The sequence below is a fragment of the Sanguibacter sp. Leaf3 genome, assembly GCF_001425965.1.
Lineage (GTDB): Bacteria > Actinomycetota > Actinomycetes > Actinomycetales > Cellulomonadaceae > Sanguibacter > Sanguibacter inulinus.
The window spans coordinates 486,300-502,466 of the sequence record NZ_LMRH01000001.1; the positions used below are offsets into that span (position 1 = coordinate 486,300).

14 protein-coding genes are annotated in these 16,167 nt (G+C 72.2%); 8 read left to right on the forward strand and 6 right to left on the reverse strand.

Annotation, left to right across the window (positions count from 1 at the left end; genetic code table 11):
* The first annotated feature begins 201 nt into the window (after window positions 1-201).
* The 3 genes from nirB to cobA are packed head-to-tail and all read left to right on the forward strand — an operon-like array spanning window position 202 to window position 4,675.
* The gene (gene nirB, locus ASG53_RS02105; protein ID WP_056127821.1) at window positions 202-2,775 is read left to right on the forward strand and encodes a nitrite reductase large subunit NirB; all 2,574 of its coding nucleotides are present in this window, start codon (window positions 202-204) and stop codon (window positions 2,773-2,775) included.
* Window positions 2,772-3,128 carry a nitrite reductase small subunit NirD gene (gene nirD, locus ASG53_RS02110; RefSeq protein WP_056127826.1) on the forward strand — a complete coding sequence of 119 codons (357 nt, stop codon included), beginning with the start codon at window positions 2,772-2,774 and terminating at the stop codon, window positions 3,126-3,128. The genes nirB and nirD overlap by 4 nt, the downstream gene beginning before the upstream one ends.
* On the forward strand, window positions 3,125-4,675 hold the full coding sequence (cobA, locus tag ASG53_RS02115; RefSeq protein ID WP_056127830.1) for a uroporphyrinogen-III C-methyltransferase: 1,551 nt from the start codon (window positions 3,125-3,127) through the stop codon (window positions 4,673-4,675). The genes nirD and cobA overlap by 4 nt, the downstream gene beginning before the upstream one ends.
* Window positions 4,676-4,970: 295 nt before the next feature.
* Here cobA and ASG53_RS02120 read toward each other — a convergent pair whose 3' ends face one another.
* From ASG53_RS02120 to ASG53_RS02145, 6 genes are all read right to left on the reverse strand, one after another.
* Window positions 4,971-6,230, reverse strand: a complete 1,260-nt coding sequence (locus ASG53_RS02120) for a hypothetical protein (protein ID WP_056127833.1) — start codon at window positions 6,228-6,230, stop codon at window positions 4,971-4,973.
* Window positions 6,227-6,910, reverse strand: coding sequence for an RNA polymerase sigma factor (locus ASG53_RS02125; protein WP_056127836.1), 684 nt, complete (start codon window positions 6,908-6,910; stop codon window positions 6,227-6,229). The genes ASG53_RS02120 and ASG53_RS02125 overlap by 4 nt, the downstream gene beginning before the upstream one ends.
* Before the next feature lie 202 nt (window positions 6,911-7,112).
* Window positions 7,113-8,333: a hypothetical protein gene (locus ASG53_RS02130; RefSeq protein ID WP_056127839.1), complete on the reverse strand. Its 1,221-nt coding sequence runs from the start codon at window positions 8,331-8,333 to the stop codon at window positions 7,113-7,115.
* Window positions 8,330-8,968 (reverse strand): SigE family RNA polymerase sigma factor, encoded by a 639-nt coding sequence (locus tag ASG53_RS02135; RefSeq protein WP_056127842.1) that lies wholly within the window; start codon window positions 8,966-8,968, stop codon window positions 8,330-8,332. Before ASG53_RS02135 ends, ASG53_RS02130 begins: the two co-directional genes overlap by 4 nt.
* A gap of 118 nt (window positions 8,969-9,086) precedes the next feature.
* A complete protein-coding gene (locus ASG53_RS02140) occupies window positions 9,087-10,376 on the reverse strand; it encodes a hypothetical protein (RefSeq protein ID WP_056127846.1) in 1,290 nt (429 codons plus the stop codon).
* Entirely contained in the window at window positions 10,373-11,092 is a 720-nt protein-coding gene (locus ASG53_RS02145; protein WP_056127849.1) for an RNA polymerase sigma factor, read from the reverse strand. The genes ASG53_RS02140 and ASG53_RS02145 overlap by 4 nt, the downstream gene beginning before the upstream one ends.
* Window positions 11,093-11,296: 204 nt before the next feature.
* Here ASG53_RS02145 and ASG53_RS02150 point away from each other — a divergent pair, with 204 nt between their 5' ends.
* The 5 genes from ASG53_RS02150 to ASG53_RS02175 all read left to right on the forward strand — a co-directional run bounded on the left by ASG53_RS02150 (window position 11,297) and on the right by ASG53_RS02175 (window position 16,139).
* Window positions 11,297-13,603, forward strand: coding sequence for a sodium-translocating pyrophosphatase (locus ASG53_RS02150; protein ID WP_056127851.1), 2,307 nt, complete (start codon window positions 11,297-11,299; stop codon window positions 13,601-13,603).
* A gap of 197 nt (window positions 13,604-13,800) precedes the next feature.
* Complete coding sequence (locus tag ASG53_RS02160; protein WP_056127857.1) at window positions 13,801-14,553, forward strand: endonuclease/exonuclease/phosphatase family protein; 753 nt, start codon at window positions 13,801-13,803, stop codon at window positions 14,551-14,553.
* Between the two features lie 118 nt (window positions 14,554-14,671).
* The gene (locus tag ASG53_RS02165) at window positions 14,672-15,115 is read left to right on the forward strand and encodes a hypothetical protein (RefSeq protein ID WP_056127867.1); all 444 of its coding nucleotides are present in this window, start codon (window positions 14,672-14,674) and stop codon (window positions 15,113-15,115) included.
* A 65-nt stretch (window positions 15,116-15,180) separates the two neighbouring features.
* Window positions 15,181-15,627 carry a hypothetical protein gene (locus tag ASG53_RS02170; RefSeq protein WP_156382636.1) on the forward strand — a complete coding sequence of 149 codons (447 nt, stop codon included), beginning with the start codon at window positions 15,181-15,183 and terminating at the stop codon, window positions 15,625-15,627.
* An 86-nt stretch (window positions 15,628-15,713) separates the two neighbouring features.
* Window positions 15,714-16,139: a hypothetical protein gene (locus ASG53_RS02175; RefSeq protein ID WP_056127875.1), complete on the forward strand. Its 426-nt coding sequence runs from the start codon at window positions 15,714-15,716 to the stop codon at window positions 16,137-16,139.
* Window positions 16,140-16,167 lie beyond the last annotated feature (28 nt).

Sequence of the window (16,167 nt, forward strand, 5' to 3'; positions counted from 1 at the left end):
CCAGCCCAGAGCCCGGAGCACACGTGACCTAGGCCCTGGATCACAAGACCTCACTGCCCTCCAGCGAGGCGGTGAGTCCGTTTGGCGGACCGCGTCCCGCCTGTCGGACTGGGTCCTAGGACCCCGGAGGGCCTCGTGAAGTCGTCGGACGATAGTGGCACCGGCGTACCCGCCCGGCCCCCATCTTGAAGAGAAGATCACATGAGCTCCCTTCCTCACGGCCGCATCGTCGTGGTCGGCGGCGGCATGGTCGCCCACCGGTTCGCCGAGCACCTGTGCCAGCGCTCGCCCGAGGGCGACTGGACCCTCACCGTCATCGGCGACGAGCCCCACGCCCCCTACGACCGCGTGCACCTCTCCGAGTTCTTCGCAGGGCGCACCCCGGACGACCTCGTGCTCGACGCCGGACCCTGGTCGGACCCGCGGGTCACCCTCGTCACGGGTGACGCCGTCGCCGACCTCGACCTCGCGGGGCAGACCGTCACGACCCGCTCCGGCCGCGTCGAGGCCTACGACGACCTCGTGCTCGCCACGGGCTCGTGGGCCTGGACCCCGCGCACCGACGGCACGGACCTGCCGGGAGTCTTCACCTACAGGACGATGGCCGACGTGGTCGCCCTCGACGAGTGGGTCCGGCTGCGCTCAGAAAAGCTCGGCCGGCCGCTCGCGGGGGCCGTCGTCGGTGGGGGAGTCCTCGGCCTCGAGGCCGCCGCCGCCCTGCAGACCCTCGGCACGAGCGCGACTGTCGTGGAGTTCTCCGACAGGCTGATGAGCGTCCAGCTCGACCCGGGCGGTGGCGAGGCGCTCCGCGTCCTGGTGACCGACCTCGGCTTCGACGTCCGGACCTCGACGGGCGCGACGCGCCTGGGCGCAGCCGGCGACGGAGCCGTCGCGACCATGGAGCTCTCCGACGGGTCGAGCGTCCCCGCCGACGTCGTCGTCTTCTCGACGGGCGTCCGCCCCCGCGACAGGGTGGCCCGCGAGGCCGGCCTCGCGGTCGGCGAGCGCGGCGGCGTCGTCGTCGGCCCGACGTGCCGCACCTCCGACCCCTCCGTGTGGGCGATCGGTGAGTGCGCCTCCTACGAGGGCGAGTGCACGGGCCTCGTGGCACCGGGCAACAAGATGGCCGAGGTGGTCGTCGACCAGCTGCTCGGCGGGACCGCGACCTACGAGACCTTCCCCGAGGGCACGCGTCTCAAGGGCGTCGGAGTCGAGGCCGCGAGCTTCGGCGACGTCTTCGCCCTCACCCCTGGTGCCCTCGAGGTGACCTTCGCCGACCCCGTCGCGAAGACGTACAAGAAGCTCGTCGTCTCTGACGACGCGAAGGTCTTGCTGGGTGGGGTCTTCGTCGGCGACGTCGCGCTCTACCCGTCGCTGCGCCCGATGCTCGGCCGCCCGCTCGGCGCCGACCCGTCGGCCTTCCTCGCCCCCGAGGGCGGCGCCGGCGTGCCGTCCCTCGAGCTGCCCGACGACGTGGTCGTCTGCTCCTGCGCGAACGTCACGGCGGGCACGGTCCGCGGGGCCGTGACCGAGCACGGGTGCACGAGCGTCGGTGAGGTCAAGGCCTGCACCAAGGCCGGGACGGTCTGCGGGTCCTGCGTCCCGCTGCTCACCAAGATCGTCAACACGACCCTCGAGAAGTCCGGCATCGAGGTGTCCCGCGCGATGTGCGAGCACTTCTCGATGGCCCGCGCCGAGCTCTACGACCTCGTGCGCCGCGAGGGGCTGCGGACCTTCTCCGAGATCGTCGGGGCCCACGGGACCGGGCGCGGCTGCTCGGTCTGCAAGCCTGTCGTCGCCTCGATCTTGTCCTCCCTCGGCCCCGGCCACGTGCTCGAGCCCGAGCAGGCAGCCCTCCAGGACACCAACGACCACGTCATGGCGAACATGCAGAAGGACGGCACCTACTCGGTCGTCCCGCGCGTCCCCGGGGGCGAGATCACCCCGGAGAAGCTCCTGGTGATCGGCGAGGTCGCGCAGGAGTTCGGCCTCTACACGCGCATCACCGGTGCCCAGCGCATCGGGATGTTCGGGGCGCGGATCGACCAGCTCCCCGCGATCTGGACCCGCCTGGTCGACGCCGGCTTCGAGTCCGGTCAGGCCTACGGCAAGGCGCTGCGCAACGTGAAGTCCTGCGTCGGGCAGGCCTGGTGCCGCTTCGGGGTCAAGGACTCCGTCGGCATGGGGGTCCAGATCGAGATGCGCTACCGAGGGCTGCGAGCGCCGCACAAGTTCAAGATGGGAGTCTCCGGCTGCGCCCGCGAGTGCGCGGAGGCCCGGGCCAAGGACGTGGGCATCATCGCGACCGAGAAGGGCTGGAACGTCTACGTCGGCGGCAACGGCGGCTTCACGCCGCGCCACGCCGACCTGCTCGCCGAAGACCTCGACGACGAGCGCCTCATCCAGGTGATCGACAGGTTCCTCGCCCTCTACGTCCGCAGCGCGGACAGGCTCCAGCGCACGGCGCCGTGGGTCGCGGACTACCCGGGTGGGATCGCGGAGCTGCGGCGTGTGGTCGTCGACGACATCCTCGGTATCGGCGCGGAGCTCGAGGCCTTCATGGCCCACCACGTCGAGAGCTACCGTGACGAGTGGGCCGAGACCCTCGCGGACCCGGAGAAGCTCAGCCGCTTCGTGTCCTTCGTCAATGCCCCCGACCAGCACGACCCCGACCTCTCGTACACGTCCGAGCGCGGTCAGGTCCGGCCTGCTCGGGCCGGAGAGGTCGCCGACCCCAACCCCGTGATCGCTCGCACGCTGGAGGTACGACGGTGAACGCCACGACTGATCGCTGGACGCGGGTGTGCTCGCTGACCGACCTCGTCCCCGAGCGTGGGGCGGCTGCCCTCGTCGACGGTGTGCAGGTCGCGCTGTTCAGGCTCGAGGACGACAGCGTCCTGGCCGTGCAGCAGCACGACCCCTTCTCCGGCGCGAACGTCCTGTGCCGCGGTCTCGTCGGGTCCGTCGGCGACGTCACTGTGCTCTCCTCGCCGATGTTCAAGCAGGTGTGGTCGCTGCGCACGGGTGAGTGCCTCGACGCCGGTGGCAAGGAGCCGCAGGACCTCGCGACCTTCCCCGTGCGGGTCGACGGCGGCGACGTCTTCGTCGGACCGGCGGTCGTGCGGTGACCGGGCCCGCGCTGCCGAGCAGCGTCCCTGGTCCGGCCGACGAGGCCTCGGCTGCGTCGGCACCCGTCCCACCGACGATGCTCGGGCTCGACCTGCGCGGTCGCCGGGTCCTGGTCGCGGGCGGCGGACCTGTCGCGACCCGACGCGTCGCCGCCATGCTCGACGGCGGAGCCGACGTCCTCGTGGTCGCACCCGAGACGGGCGACGAGCTGCGGACGCTCTCCGCGACGGGCCGCGTCTCGCTCGCCGAGCGGACCGTGGAGCCTGCAGACGTCGACGGCTGCTGGCTGGTCCACGCCTGCACCGGTGACGCCGCAGCCGACGCGATGCTCGCCGCGCGCGCCGACGCCGACAGGGTGTTCTGCGTCGTCTCCTCCGACGTCTCGGTCGGTTCCGCGCGCACCCCGGCCACGGCCGCGGTCGCCGGCATGGTGCTCGCCGTGACCTCGACGGGTACGGCCGACCCTCGGCGGGTCGTCGCCGTGCGGGACAGCCTGGTCGCGCTGGTGCGCGGCGGGCAGGTCGACGTCGGCGCTGCGCGTCGAGGCGCGGCTGGGCGTCGAGGGGTGGCTTGTCTACCGGGTGGTCCTGGAGGTGCCCTGAGCACCGAGGGTCTCGACGGCTGGGCCGCGGCGGCCGCTGGCGTGCCCGACCCGGCGGCTGCCGCAGCGACCGTGGTGACCTCGACGTCGGGTGCCGCCCCGACAGCCGAGCCGTACGCCTCCCTCCTGGGCGGCCCCGTCCTGCGACCAGGCACCGTCGCGCTCGTCGGCGGTGGGACGGGCGACCCCGACCTCATGACGGTCAGGGCGCGCACGCTCCTCGCGCAGGCCGACGTGGTCGTGGCCGACCGCCTCGGGCCGACGGCTGTGCTGACCGAGCTCGCCGACCACGTCGAGGTGGTGCACGTCGGCAAGAGCCCGGGCATCCACCAGGTCCCGCAGCAGGGCATCAACCAGATCCTCGTGGACCGGGCGCAGGCAGGGCTGCGCGTGGTCAGGCTCAAGGGCGGAGACGCCTTCCTCTTCGGTCGCGGCGGTGAAGAGGTCCTCGCCTGCAGGGCTGCGGGCGTCCCGGTCCAGGTGGTGCCAGGGATCACGTCGGCTGTCGCGGCGGCCGAGGTCGCGGGCATCCCGGTGACGCACCGCGGGACCGCCGACAGGGTGCACGTGGTCAACGGCCACGGCAGGCTGACCGACCTCGACCTCGCGGCGCTCGCGACGCCGGGGGTCACCGTCGTCATGCTCATGGGGCTCGCGGGCATCGAGCGGATCGTGGCCGAGGCCCTCGCGGGCGGTGCCGCGCCGAGCAGACCTGCGGCTGTGGTGGTCCGGGCGACCCTGCCGGGGGAGCAGGTGGTCCGCGCCCCGCTCGCCGAGCTCGCGAGCGCCTGCCACACGGCTGGTCTCACGTCGACAGGGGTCATCGTGGTCGGCGAGGTCGCCCGCGAGGGGTTCCTCGACCCGGCCGCGCCAGGTCGTGCGGCCGAGGCCCCGCCGAGCCGCAAGCAGCTCCGCGAGGCCGCGGCCGCGGCCGCACGCGCCTGACCCTGTCTGGACCACCCGATCCGCGCAACCCGACCCAGTCGGACCCGCCTGAACCAGTCCGACCCAGCGCTACCCCGACCGCCCGGCAGACCGTCCGACCGTCCGCCCGCGAGGCGGACGGTCGGACGAGGTCGTCCCTGCGCGCACGAGGTCGTACAGACACGCCGTTCCGCGGGCTGACCACTGCGATCTTGGCGTGTCCGTACGACCTCGACGCAGTAAGGACGACCTCGGGGGATGCGGGCGACCTCAGGGGATGAGGGCGACCTCGGGGGTTGTGCTCAGGTGGGCTCGGTCAGCTGAAGTCGCAGCCGACAGTCATCGTGACCACCCCGAGGACAGGTCCGTGGAGCGGCTCCCACAGTGCGGCGAAGGCTTCGCCCTGCTCGCGGGTCTCGAAGATGACGCCGATGCCCGAGCCCGAAGACCCACCGCCTCCGGCCCCACCGATGCCGAGCTCGGCGTCAGCCCCAGGCTGGCACCGGAACGGCACCTCGGGCTCGAGGTACCCGAGGTCGAGCACCTGGTTCGCCGGCCTGTACAGGGCAGGGTCCACGTCCATGAGGTACTCGCGGTCGCTCCCAGCGAGCCACACGATCGTCTCGTCGGGGCGCGTGTCTCCCAAGAACGCCTGGTCCTGAGACATCTGCGCGGGCCACCCCGCCGCGACGCCAGGGTTCGGCACCGACTGTCCCTGCTCGTCGACCCACAGGGACGCCACGTCGCGCGAGATGATCATGTCTTCCGGGGTGGTGATCGGGGCGCCGGGGTTGAACGACTCGTCGTAGGGGATGCGTTCGGTCACCGTGGCCGTCTGGGAGACCCAGATCGAGTACCGCCCCGCAGGGAGCGGGGTCCTGCCGTCCGTGCACAGCGTGCGCGCGAGCGTGCCGGTCGTGGACACCTTCGACGGAAAACCGTTGTCCAGGTCGAAAGGCGTCGTCGTCGCAGGCGGTGCCTGCTCGGTCCACCCGACGACCACGCCGTCCTTGACCGCGACGGCGGTGAGGTGCGTCGAGACGACCCCGGCGAGCTCGTCTCCCGAGCTGTTCCAGAAGCTCGCGGTGATGCTGTCGCCTGCGGCTCCTTCGATCCAGGTCGGGCTGAAGTCGAGGTCCGGGCTGCCCGACGGAGGAGCGACAACGGCACCGCACGCCGGGAACACGGCGGTCGGGTCTGCCTGCGGCAGGGCAGCGGGCTGGGACGGCTCTGGCTCCGTCGGAGCCGCGGGCTCGACGGGTGCCTCTGTCTCGGCGGGCTCCGAGGTCGGCTCGGCGGGTGCGGTCGTCTCGCTCGGGGCCGAGCCAGGCTGCGGAGAGCCGATCACGTCAGGCAGCGGAGCGCTGTCGTCCCCGAGCAGCTGCACGGCGGCGAAGGCGCCTGTGCCGACGAGGGTCAGCCCGGCGACTGCAGAACCGACGACGAAGAACGGTCGGCGGCGACGCTTCGCGCGGATGCGCTCGGCAGCCGCCCGGCGGATCTGCTCAGCGGGCATGGCTCCGTCGACGGCGTCGTCCGCAGCGCGGGTGAAGGTGGTACGCAGGTCGTCGTTCACCGGTGGCTCCTCGGCTCGTCGTCGGTCGGGTGGTCGGTCCAGGTGGGTGGTGCGCCATTGTCGGGCGCATCAGAGGCGCCAGACGTGCTCGGTGTGCCTGGCGAGGTCCCCGGGGGCGAGGGGGCGAACCGTTCGTCGCCCACCGCGCCGCCTGCACGCCCGCCGCCCGCACGCCCACCGCCTGCCGGGACCGGTGCGAGGTCGGCCAGCAGACCGCGCAACGCCGCGTGCGCGTCGGCGACGTGCCGGCGGGCTGTGCCCTCGGCGATGCCGAGCTCGTCGGCGATCTGCGGCACCGTGAGGTCGTCGTAGTACCGCAGCACCACGCAGGCCCGCTGACGCGGCGAGAGCCGCTGCAGGGCGGCAGCCACGTCGACCTGGTCACCTGTCGCAGGCGCTGCGCTCTCCTGGCGGTCGGCGCTCGCGGTGAGGTGCCTGACCCGGGACCAGCGCGTCCGGCGGCGGTACCCGTCGAGGTAGATCGTGTAGACCGCCCGCCGCACGTAGGCCTCTGCAGCGTGGGGCTGCGGCGCCGACTTCCGGGAGAAGACCTTCACCAGCGCGTCCTGCACGAGGTCTTCGGCGTCGCGGACGTTCCCGCTCAGCAGGTACGCGTACCCGAGGAGTGCTCGGTGCCTCGTGCGCACCAGCTCTCCCATGTCGTGCTCCCAGTCGTCCATCTCGTCCCCTGTCCTGGTGTCGCTGTCACACATCATGACGCTCGGGGTCGGCAGAACAGTGGGGGTGAGTTTCTGGGGTGCCACCGCGGGCTGCCACCAGGGCCTGTGATCTCGCCCCTGCCGAGCGCGCGGCACCCGCCACCCGCCAGACGCCGACAGCCCCGCCCCAGGGTGGGGGCGGGGCTGTCGGCGTCTGGACCTGTCAGCCGCCGGGGCAGGTGGGCTCTGTCTCGACGATCCCGAGGACCTGAGCACCCGACAGGGCGACGAAGGACTCGGCGCTCGCCCGGTCCGCGAAGACCACACCGACGCCGAGCGTCGACGGGCTCAGACCCAGGGCAGCGGACGGGTCGGCAGGGCAGTGCCCGACGGAGATCGGCTGGCCGCTGTACCCGAGGGCGTCGACGGTGCGGGTCGCGTCGAGGAGCTCCTGCGGGGTGCTCCCGAGGGCGAACCACACGATGGTCACCCCGGTCGGGAAGGCGTTGGTCCACTCGACCTCGGCCGGCCAGCCCTCGGGGCGCTGCGGGGCCGGTGACGGGACGCCGTCAGCATCCAGCCACAGACCACCGACGAGGTCGCTCGTGGTGAAGGTCCCTGGGACGTCGGTGACGGGTCCGCGCAGGTACTCCTGGGGCTCGAGGGTCTGCTCGAGCACCGTCCAGGACTGCTGGGCCCACACCTCGTAGTACCCGCTCGGCAGGTTCGTCGGGACCTCGGGGCCCGTCAGGCAGGGCGTGGAGGGGAGGTCCGCCGTGAAGCTGGCGACCGAGCCTGTCAGCGGCTCGACGACGCTCGTCCGGCCCGACGGGGCTGCGCTACCGACGACGCGACCGTCCTGCACGAGCACGAGCGTGGGATCGGTCGCCTCGGCCTGCAGCTGCATGACGCTCTGGTTGAGAGCCTGCACCTCGAGACCCGTGACGGTCCCGTCCGAGGGGCTCGGTGACTGCTGGTCGAAGGCCTGCAGGCGGACTGGCGCACCCGTGGTCGAGACCGGCGCGGCACCGCACTGCGGGAACACGGCTGCCGGGTCGAGCGGCGCGAGGGCCGACGGAGCTGCCGGTGCCTCGCTCTCGACAGGGGCAGGGTCCTCGGCAGGTGGTTCGGTCGGTGCAGACGTCTCCGGTGGCGCCGGTGTCTCGTCCGGTGTGCTCGACGGCGACGGGTCGGCGGTGATCGTCACCGGTGGGCGGTCGGGGAAGGTCGAGGCGTCGTCGCGTGTCGACGTGTAGACAGCTGCCGCTGCGGCTCCGGCGGCCAGCACCGAGATGGCCGTGACCGACGCGATGATCACGGGCCGCCGGCGGCGGAGGTGCTCGACGTCGGCGGTCGTCCTCGCGACGACGTCGGCTGGTGGGGTCGTCCGTGCGCTCCCGGCCTGTGCCAGGTCGGCGAGCGAGCGACGCAGGTCGTGGCTCATGAAGGGCTCCCGGGAGTCGTGGAGGACGGGGCGGTCGACGGCGGTGCGGGTTCGGGCGGTGGGCTCGCCGACGGACGTGGCGGCGACTTCAGCGTCTCGGCGGCGGACGGAGGGCGGAACCTGTCCACGGTCTCGTCGGCCTCGAGCGGTGCCAGCTCTCCGAGGTGGCCCTTGAGGACGGCGTGGGCGTCGAAGAGATGACGCTTGACGGTCCCTGCGGAGCACCCCATCTGCTCGGCGATCTGCGGCACGGTGAGGTCTTCGTAGTAGCGCAGGACGACCGCGGACCGCTGCCTGGCCGTGAGCGCGTCGAGCGCCGACGAGACGTCGACGTGGTCGTCCACCGCCCCGGCGTGACCGGAGGACTGCTCCGAGCGCCCGACCAGGTGGCGGATCCCCGACCACCGCTGTCGGCGCCTGTACCCGTCCAGGTAGATCGTGAGGATCGCGCGGCGCACGTAGGCCTCGGCACCCCCAGCCTCCGGTGTGCTCTTGCGTGTGTAGGTCTTGACCAGGGCGTCCTGCACCAGGTCTTCGGCGTCCTTCGTCCTGCCGGTCAGCAGGTACGCGTAGCCGACGAGCGCCTTGTGCCGCTCGTGCACCAAGGTGCTCAGCTCGTCGTGCCAGTCAGGCATGTCGTCTCTCTCTCCCCCACGCGGCCCGGTATCTCGGGCCGTCACACATCATGACGCGCGGGGGGTGAGAAACGTTGAGCGGGGACCACGAGCAGGTCCTGCCGCCCGCGCTGCTGGGTCAGCGGCAGGCAGCCTCGCCGTCCACCTGGACCGGCGTGTAGCCGAAGGCCTCGGTGAAGAGGTCGACGAACCGTGCGGCGTCCTCGGGAGTCTCGAAGGCCACGGCGTACCCGAGGGTGAGCTGCAGGTCGTCTGTCGGCGACACCCCGGCGAGGGTGCCCGCGGCCTCGGGCTGGCAGGTGAGTGGGAGGACGTGCTCTCCAGGGGCGTAGCCGATGTGCTCGAGGGTCGTCCAGGCAGCCTCCTGGACGACAGCGGCGTCCATCCTGTCGGTCTGGCTCCGGGCCCCGAATCCGGCGATCGGCGCGAACCAGACGACGCTCTGGGCTGTCGCGGTCCCGGCCTGGACCGCAGGCGTGACGTCGGCGGGCCAGTCGAGCGACGCGGACGACTCGTCGAGGCCGGACCCGAGGCTCTCGACCGAGCCTTCGGTAGAGCCAGCCCCGGCGAGGTCGCCCACGGACATGGTCCCGGCTGCGTCGCCGAAGTACCTCACGACACCACCGTCGTCTGTCTCTGCGAGCGTCATGCTCAGCGCTGGTCCGACGACGAGGCCTGGGTCGCCGATCTCGGGCCAGGTGGCAGGACTGGGCGCGTCAGGGTCTTCGACGCGGGTGATGCCGTAGACGGTGTAGGTCCCGGGCTCGTACGCACCCGGCTGGGAGACCTGACCGCAGGCCTCGACGCCCCAGCTCGACAGCACCGCGACGCTGTCCGCGTCGAGCGAGGTCTGCATCCTCGACCACGTCGTCGGGCTCGCCGGAGGGGTCGCGACGACCACGCCGTCCTTGACCAGCACGAAGCCTGTCGGGCCGACGACCGTGCGCTCCACCTCGTCGGCACGGACGTTGACGTAGAGGGTCGGCAGAGGCTCGGTCGTCGAGAACGGCCGGTCGTCGAGCGGACCAGAGGTGATGTCCTCACCGTCGAGGTCGCCGACCGCGGCGGGACGGTTCGCGGTGAAGGAGTACATGATCGACGGGGACGCCGTGGCCTCGAGGTAGTCGGGTGCGGGCTGCCCGCACAGCGTCCTGATGCTCTGGCCGCGCGGGTCGTCCGGGAGGGCGACGACAGGCGCGTCGTCGTCACGGAAGAGCTGGAGTGCGGCGAGGGCGCCCGTCGCGGTGACGGCGAGGCAGGCCGCCGTCGCGCCGGCGACCAGCACGGGCCTGCGGCGCCTGCGCTGCCTGACGGTCGCGAGGACCTGCTCGGTCGCCGCGTCGCGGTCGACCCTCGAGGCGCCGAGAGAGGCCAGGGATCCGAGGTCGTCGCGCAGGGTGCGGTTCACTGTCGTGTCCTTGTCGTCGGGCTGGTCTGGTGCGCAGGAGCGCGGTCGATCTCCGGTGCGGAGGTGGTGGGCGGCGCGAAGCGTGAGTGGTCTCCGGCGCCGGGCAGGTCGTAGCGACCGGACGGGTCGCCACCGCCGTCCGCGGAGCCGCCGTCGGTCTGGTCGGGCTCCACGGAGCCCGGCTCGACAGCCGGGGACGCACCGAGCGTGACCGGAGAGTCGTCCGGGAGCTCGACGTCCTCGCCGAGGATCGCCCGGAGGGCCTGGTGCGCGTCGGACAGGTGCCGCTTGACAGTCCCCGGAGCGCACCCGAGAGACTGCGCCACCTGCGGGACCGTGAGGTCGTCGTAGTACCGCAGCACGACGCAGGCGCGCTGTCGGGGGGTGAGAGCGTCGAGGGCCACGGCCACGTCGAGCTGGGCGCTCGTGGCCAGCTCAGCACTCTCCTGGCGGTCGGCGACCCCCACCAGGTGCTTGATGCCGGACCACCGTCGCCGTCGCCTGTACTGGTCGAGGTACAGGGTGAGGATCGCGCGGCGCACGTAGGACTCCGAGGTCGCGGCCTCGGGCGCGCGACGACGGCTGAACACCTTGACGAAGGCGTCCTGGACCAGGTCTTCGGCTTCCTTGACGTTGCCGCACAGGAGGTAGGCGTAGCCGGTGAGCGCGCCGATGCGCTCGCGCACCATCCTGCTCAGCTCGTGCTCGTCGGTCATCGGTCCCCCTGCTGTCCCTGCTGCCCGGCGCCGACAGTCGTCGGTGCCCTCACCCCTCCACAACGCACCGTGCCCGCAGAACGTTGGGGCGCGTCCCCCTGCGTACCCCGTCCGGCCTGCGTAGACTGCCCGCTACGCCGACCGAGTGTGATCGGCGTCACACGCGACGGACGTCGTGTGCGGTGCAGTCGTCAAGGAGGACGGATGCTCGAGCTCGGAACCACCAGTCTTGTCATCGTCGGCGCGATCGCGGTGATCGGGGCGCTCTCCCTCGTCGTCGCCGTCGTGCTCCGGCGCCAGGTGCTCGCCGCCCCCGAGGGCACAGACAGCATGAAGGAGATCGCGCTCGCGGTCCAGGAGGGGGCCTCGGCGTACCTCAGCCGGCAGTTCCGGACCCTCGCGCTCTTCGTCGTCGTGGTCTTCGGGCTGCTCTTCGTGCTGCCGGGCGACGCGAGCATCCGGGTGGGCCGCTCGGTCGCCTTCGTCGTCGGGGCCGGCTTCTCGGCCGCGATCGGGTACCTCGGCATGTGGCTCGCGACCCGGGCGAACCTCCGCGTCGCCGCGGCCGCGATGCACCCTGGAGCCCGGACCGAAGGGGCCCGGATCGCCTTCCGCACCGGGGGAGTGGTCGGCCTGTCCGTCGTCGGCCTGGGGCTGCTCGGTGCCTCCGGGGTCGTGCTGCTCTACCGCGGCGACGCGCCGTCGGTCCTCGAGGGCTTCGGCTTCGGAGCGGCGCTGCTCGCCATGTTCATGCGCGTCGGTGGTGGCATCTTCACCAAGGCCGCCGACGTCGGCGCGGACCTCGTCGGCAAGGTCGAGCAGGGCATCCCCGAGGACGACCCGCGCAACGCCGCGACCATCGCCGACAACGTGGGGGACAACGTCGGCGACTGCGCAGGCATGGCCGCGGACCTCTTCGAGTCCTACGCCGTGATGCTCGTGGCCGCGCTGATCCTCGGCAAGGCGACCCTCGGCGAGCAGGGGCTCGTCTTCCCGCTCATCGTCACCGCGGCTGGGGCCTTCGTCGCGCTCCTCGGCATCGCGACCACCCGGGTGCGCGGGACGGAGAGCGGGCTGCGCGCCATCTACCGTGGCTTCTACGTCTCCGCGCTGCTGGGTGCTGTGCTCGCTGCGGTCGCGGCCTTCGCCTACCTGCCCGCGACCTTCGCCGAGTCGCCCGGGACCGCCGACCTCTCCGACGTCACGAGCGACCCGCGGGTCGTCGCGAGCCTCGCCGTGCTCGTCGGGGTGGTGCTCGCCGGCATCATCCTCTGGGTCACGGGGTACTTCACCGGGACGACCTCCAAGCCCACGCTGCATGTCGCGGCGACCTCCAGGACCGGGGCCGCGACGGTCATCCTCTCCGGGATCGGCGTCGGCTTCGAGTCCGCCGTCTACACCGCGGGGATCATCGCCGCGGCGATCTGCGGGGTCTTCCTGCTCGCGGGCGGCTCGGTCTGGCTCTCGCTGTTCCTCGTGGCCCTCGCCGGCTGCGGGCTGCTCACCACGGTCGGTGTCATCGTCGCGATGGACACCTTCGGGCCGGTCTCGGACAACGCCCAGGGGATCGCCGAGATGTCGGGCGACGTCGACGAGGAGGGCGCCCAGGTGCTCACCGACCTCGACGCCGTCGGCAACACCACCAAGGCGATCACCAAGGGCATCGCGATCGCGACGGCCGTGCTCGCCGCGACGGCGCTCTTCGGCTCCTACGCCGACGCCGTCCAGTCCGCGCTGCGCGACGTCACCGACGCCGCGAGCACGGGGATCGTCACGTCGATGCTCAGCTTCTCGATCATCTCGCCCGTCACCCTCGTCGGGGTGATCCTCGGGGCGGCAACCGTCTTCCTCTTCTCCGGGCTGGCCATCGACGCCGTGACCCGGGCGGCCGGGGCGATCGTCTTCGAGGTCCGGCGCCAGTTCCGCGAGCACCCGGGGATCATGACCTACGAGGAGCGTCCCGACTACGGCCGGGTGGTCGACATCTGCACCCGCGACTCGCTGCGCGAGCTCGCGACCCCTGGTCTGCTCGCGGCCTTCGCGCCGATCGCCGTCGGCTTCGGGCTGGGGGTCGGTCCGCTCGCCGGGTTCCTCGCGGGGGCGATCGGCGCCGGGGTGCTCATGGCCGTGTTCCTCGCCAACTCGGGGGGTGCGTGGGACAACGCGAAGAAGATCATCGAAGACGGCGCCTACGGCGGCAAGGGCTCGCCCGCCCACGAGGCCGTGGTCATCGGCGACACCGTCGGCGACCCCTTCAAGGACACCGCCGGCCCGGCGATCAACCCGCTCATCAAGGTGATGAACCTGGTCGCCGTGCTCGTCGCGCCCGCGGTGGTCGCGATGAGCGTCCCGGCCGACGCGAACCACACGCTCCGCATCGGGATCGCGGTCGTGGCCGCGCTGATCGCCTTCGGGGCGATCGTCGCGAGCCGCCTGCGGGCCGCACGCGTGGACGCGGCGTCGCTCACCGAAGAACCCGCGGGTGCTGCGCGACGACCTCAGGACCGCTGAGCCGGCGGTGGTCAGCCGCTGACCGACCGGTGACCGGCTGCGGTCGGCGCAGGTCGGCCGGCCAGCAGCCTCGACCGCACGCCAGCACGACCGCACGCCAGCACGACCACCTGGCCGCACGACCGCCTGGCCGCCTGGTCGGCGGTCATGCGGTCGCGGCGGTTGCGGCAGCGGGTGCGCGGGGCGAGCATGACCGAATGGACCACCTCGACGACCAGCGCCCGCCGTCAGGCGGACCGAGCGGCCCGCAGCTGCGGATCCTCAGCTACAACATCAAGAGCCTGCAGATGGACGCGACCGCCGTCCGTGACGTCATCCGCGAGAGCGACCCCGACGTCGTCGCGATCCAGGAGCCCTGCCGCTACCTGACCGGCGGGCGGCGCCGGATGCGAGCCCTTGCTGCGGCGACGGGGACCGTCTGCGTGATCCCCGGAGGCAGCCCCTTCGGTGCCTACACGACGGCGCTCCTCGTGGCCCGCCGGCACGAGGGTGCTGTCGTCCGTCGCCGCGGCCGACCGCTCAGCTGGCGGTGGTGGCGCCGGCGCGACCTGCGGGCGTGGCCGACCCGGCGGGGGAGCGCTCTCGTCGACCTCGGCGACGTCGTCGTGGTCTCGGTCCACCTCGGGCTCGACGCCCGCGAGCGCCTGGACCACTGCGCCGAGGTCGCGCGACTCGTCGAGCGTGCTGGGGCGGCACGGTGCGTGGTCGCCGGGGACCTCAACGAAGAACCGGGGGGACCGGCGTGGCAGGCCCTCGGCACGCTGCTGCACGACGCCGTGCCCGAGGCGCCCGGCCTCACCTTCGCGGCGCCCAAGCCGCGTCGGCGGATCGACGGGGTGCTCGTCGGGGACGGCTTCGAGGTGATCTCGTCGAGGGTCCTGCGCACGCCTGCGGCGCTGCGGGGGAGCGACCACCTGCCGCTGCTCGTGGAGGTCGCGCGCCGGGTCTGAGGGCCCTGAGGACGGCCCCGTCGCCCCTGAGCTCCGCGCCGACGGGCCGCGGGCCGGCGCGCCCTCCGTGCACAGGTGTTCCGGGTGCGTGCCGCGACGGCGCGTCCGACCATGGGGCATGGCTGATCACCCCGACACCCCGTCCCCCGACCACCTGCCGCCCGAGGGCGTCGACGACGCGACGGTCGAGGCCGTCGGCGGCGTGACCGCGGCGCTCGAGGTCGTCGAGCAGGCGCGCGGCATGCTCTACGCCTTCCACAGGCTCACAGGGCGCGCCGACAACGAGCTCGCCGAGGCCCTCGACAAGCTCGAAGAGGCCGGTCACAAGGAGCTCGCCGACGAGGTCCGGGCCGACCTGGTGGGCCTCAACGTGCTGCAGGGCCGCTGGACCTTCCAGGTGGTCGAAGACTACGACGACGGCTACTGGACGCGGTTCCGCGGCTGGGAGAAGACCGTCCGCGACAGGCTCCTCGGCGGCCGGAGGCACGTCTACGAGGCTGGCCTGAAAGAGCAGAACCGCACCCCGGGCCGTGCGGGGCACGAGGCGCGTCCGCCGGGCTGAGGATCAGCAGGCGCGCGGCGCGCACCGGTTTGTCAGGGGTGCTCTGCGCCGCGCACCATAGAGAGATGACACCCTCCCGGCCGCGCGCGTCTCGTCCCACGGTCCTGGCATCCCTCGTGCTCGCGGGTGCGGTGGCCCTCTCGCTCTCGGCGTGCGGCGACGACCAGCAGGCCGGGGGCTCGGACGAGGCGTTCTGCGCCGACTACGCGCAGTTCAGCCAGGCCGAGTTCCTCGACGGGGTCGACACGACCGACGTCGCGTCAGTCCTCACGGCCCTCGACACGATGGTGCAGGACGCCAAGCAGATCCAGCCCCCGGACGAGATCTCCGCAGCGTGGACCACGGTGTTCCAGGCGAGCGAAGACCAGGTCCAGGTGATGCGCGGCGTCGACTGGTCCTCCGAGGCGGCGCAGCAGGAGTACTTCGCGTCGGTCGAGGGCTTCAGGTCCGACGACCTCGACGCGGCGACGGCCGAGGTCGAGGGCTACGTGGCCGAGCACTGCGCGTCCTGAGCGACCGGGTGAGATCCGCAGCGGATGGGGACTAGTGCCCCGATTCTGAGTTGCGGCTGTGAGTGACGCCCCCCGACTATGGACGCATGACTACACGCCGGTACACCAAGAACCTGTTCGCGACCTCCACGGCCGCCGTCCTCGCCCTCGGCCTCCTCGCCGGGTGCAGCAGCGGCGGGTCCCTCGAGGACTACTGCAAGGAGGGCGAGGCCCTCTCCTCCGGCGACTTCGCCCAGGACATCGACCCCAACGACCCCGACGCGATGAAGGCTGCCTTCGACGACATCGTCACGAAGGTCAAGGACATCGACGCCCCGGACGAGATCAAGGACGACTGGAACGTCCTCGTCGAGTCCGTCGAGAAGCTGAACGACGGCATGAAGGACCTCGACCTCACGGACGCTGACGACCAGGCCAAGTTCATGGAGCTCACGACCGAGCTCAACTCCGACGAGGTCACCGCAGCGAGCGACCGCGTCACCACCTTCAACGACGAGAACTGCGAGGCCTGATCCTCCAGGTCCCGGCGTGACCGACTGA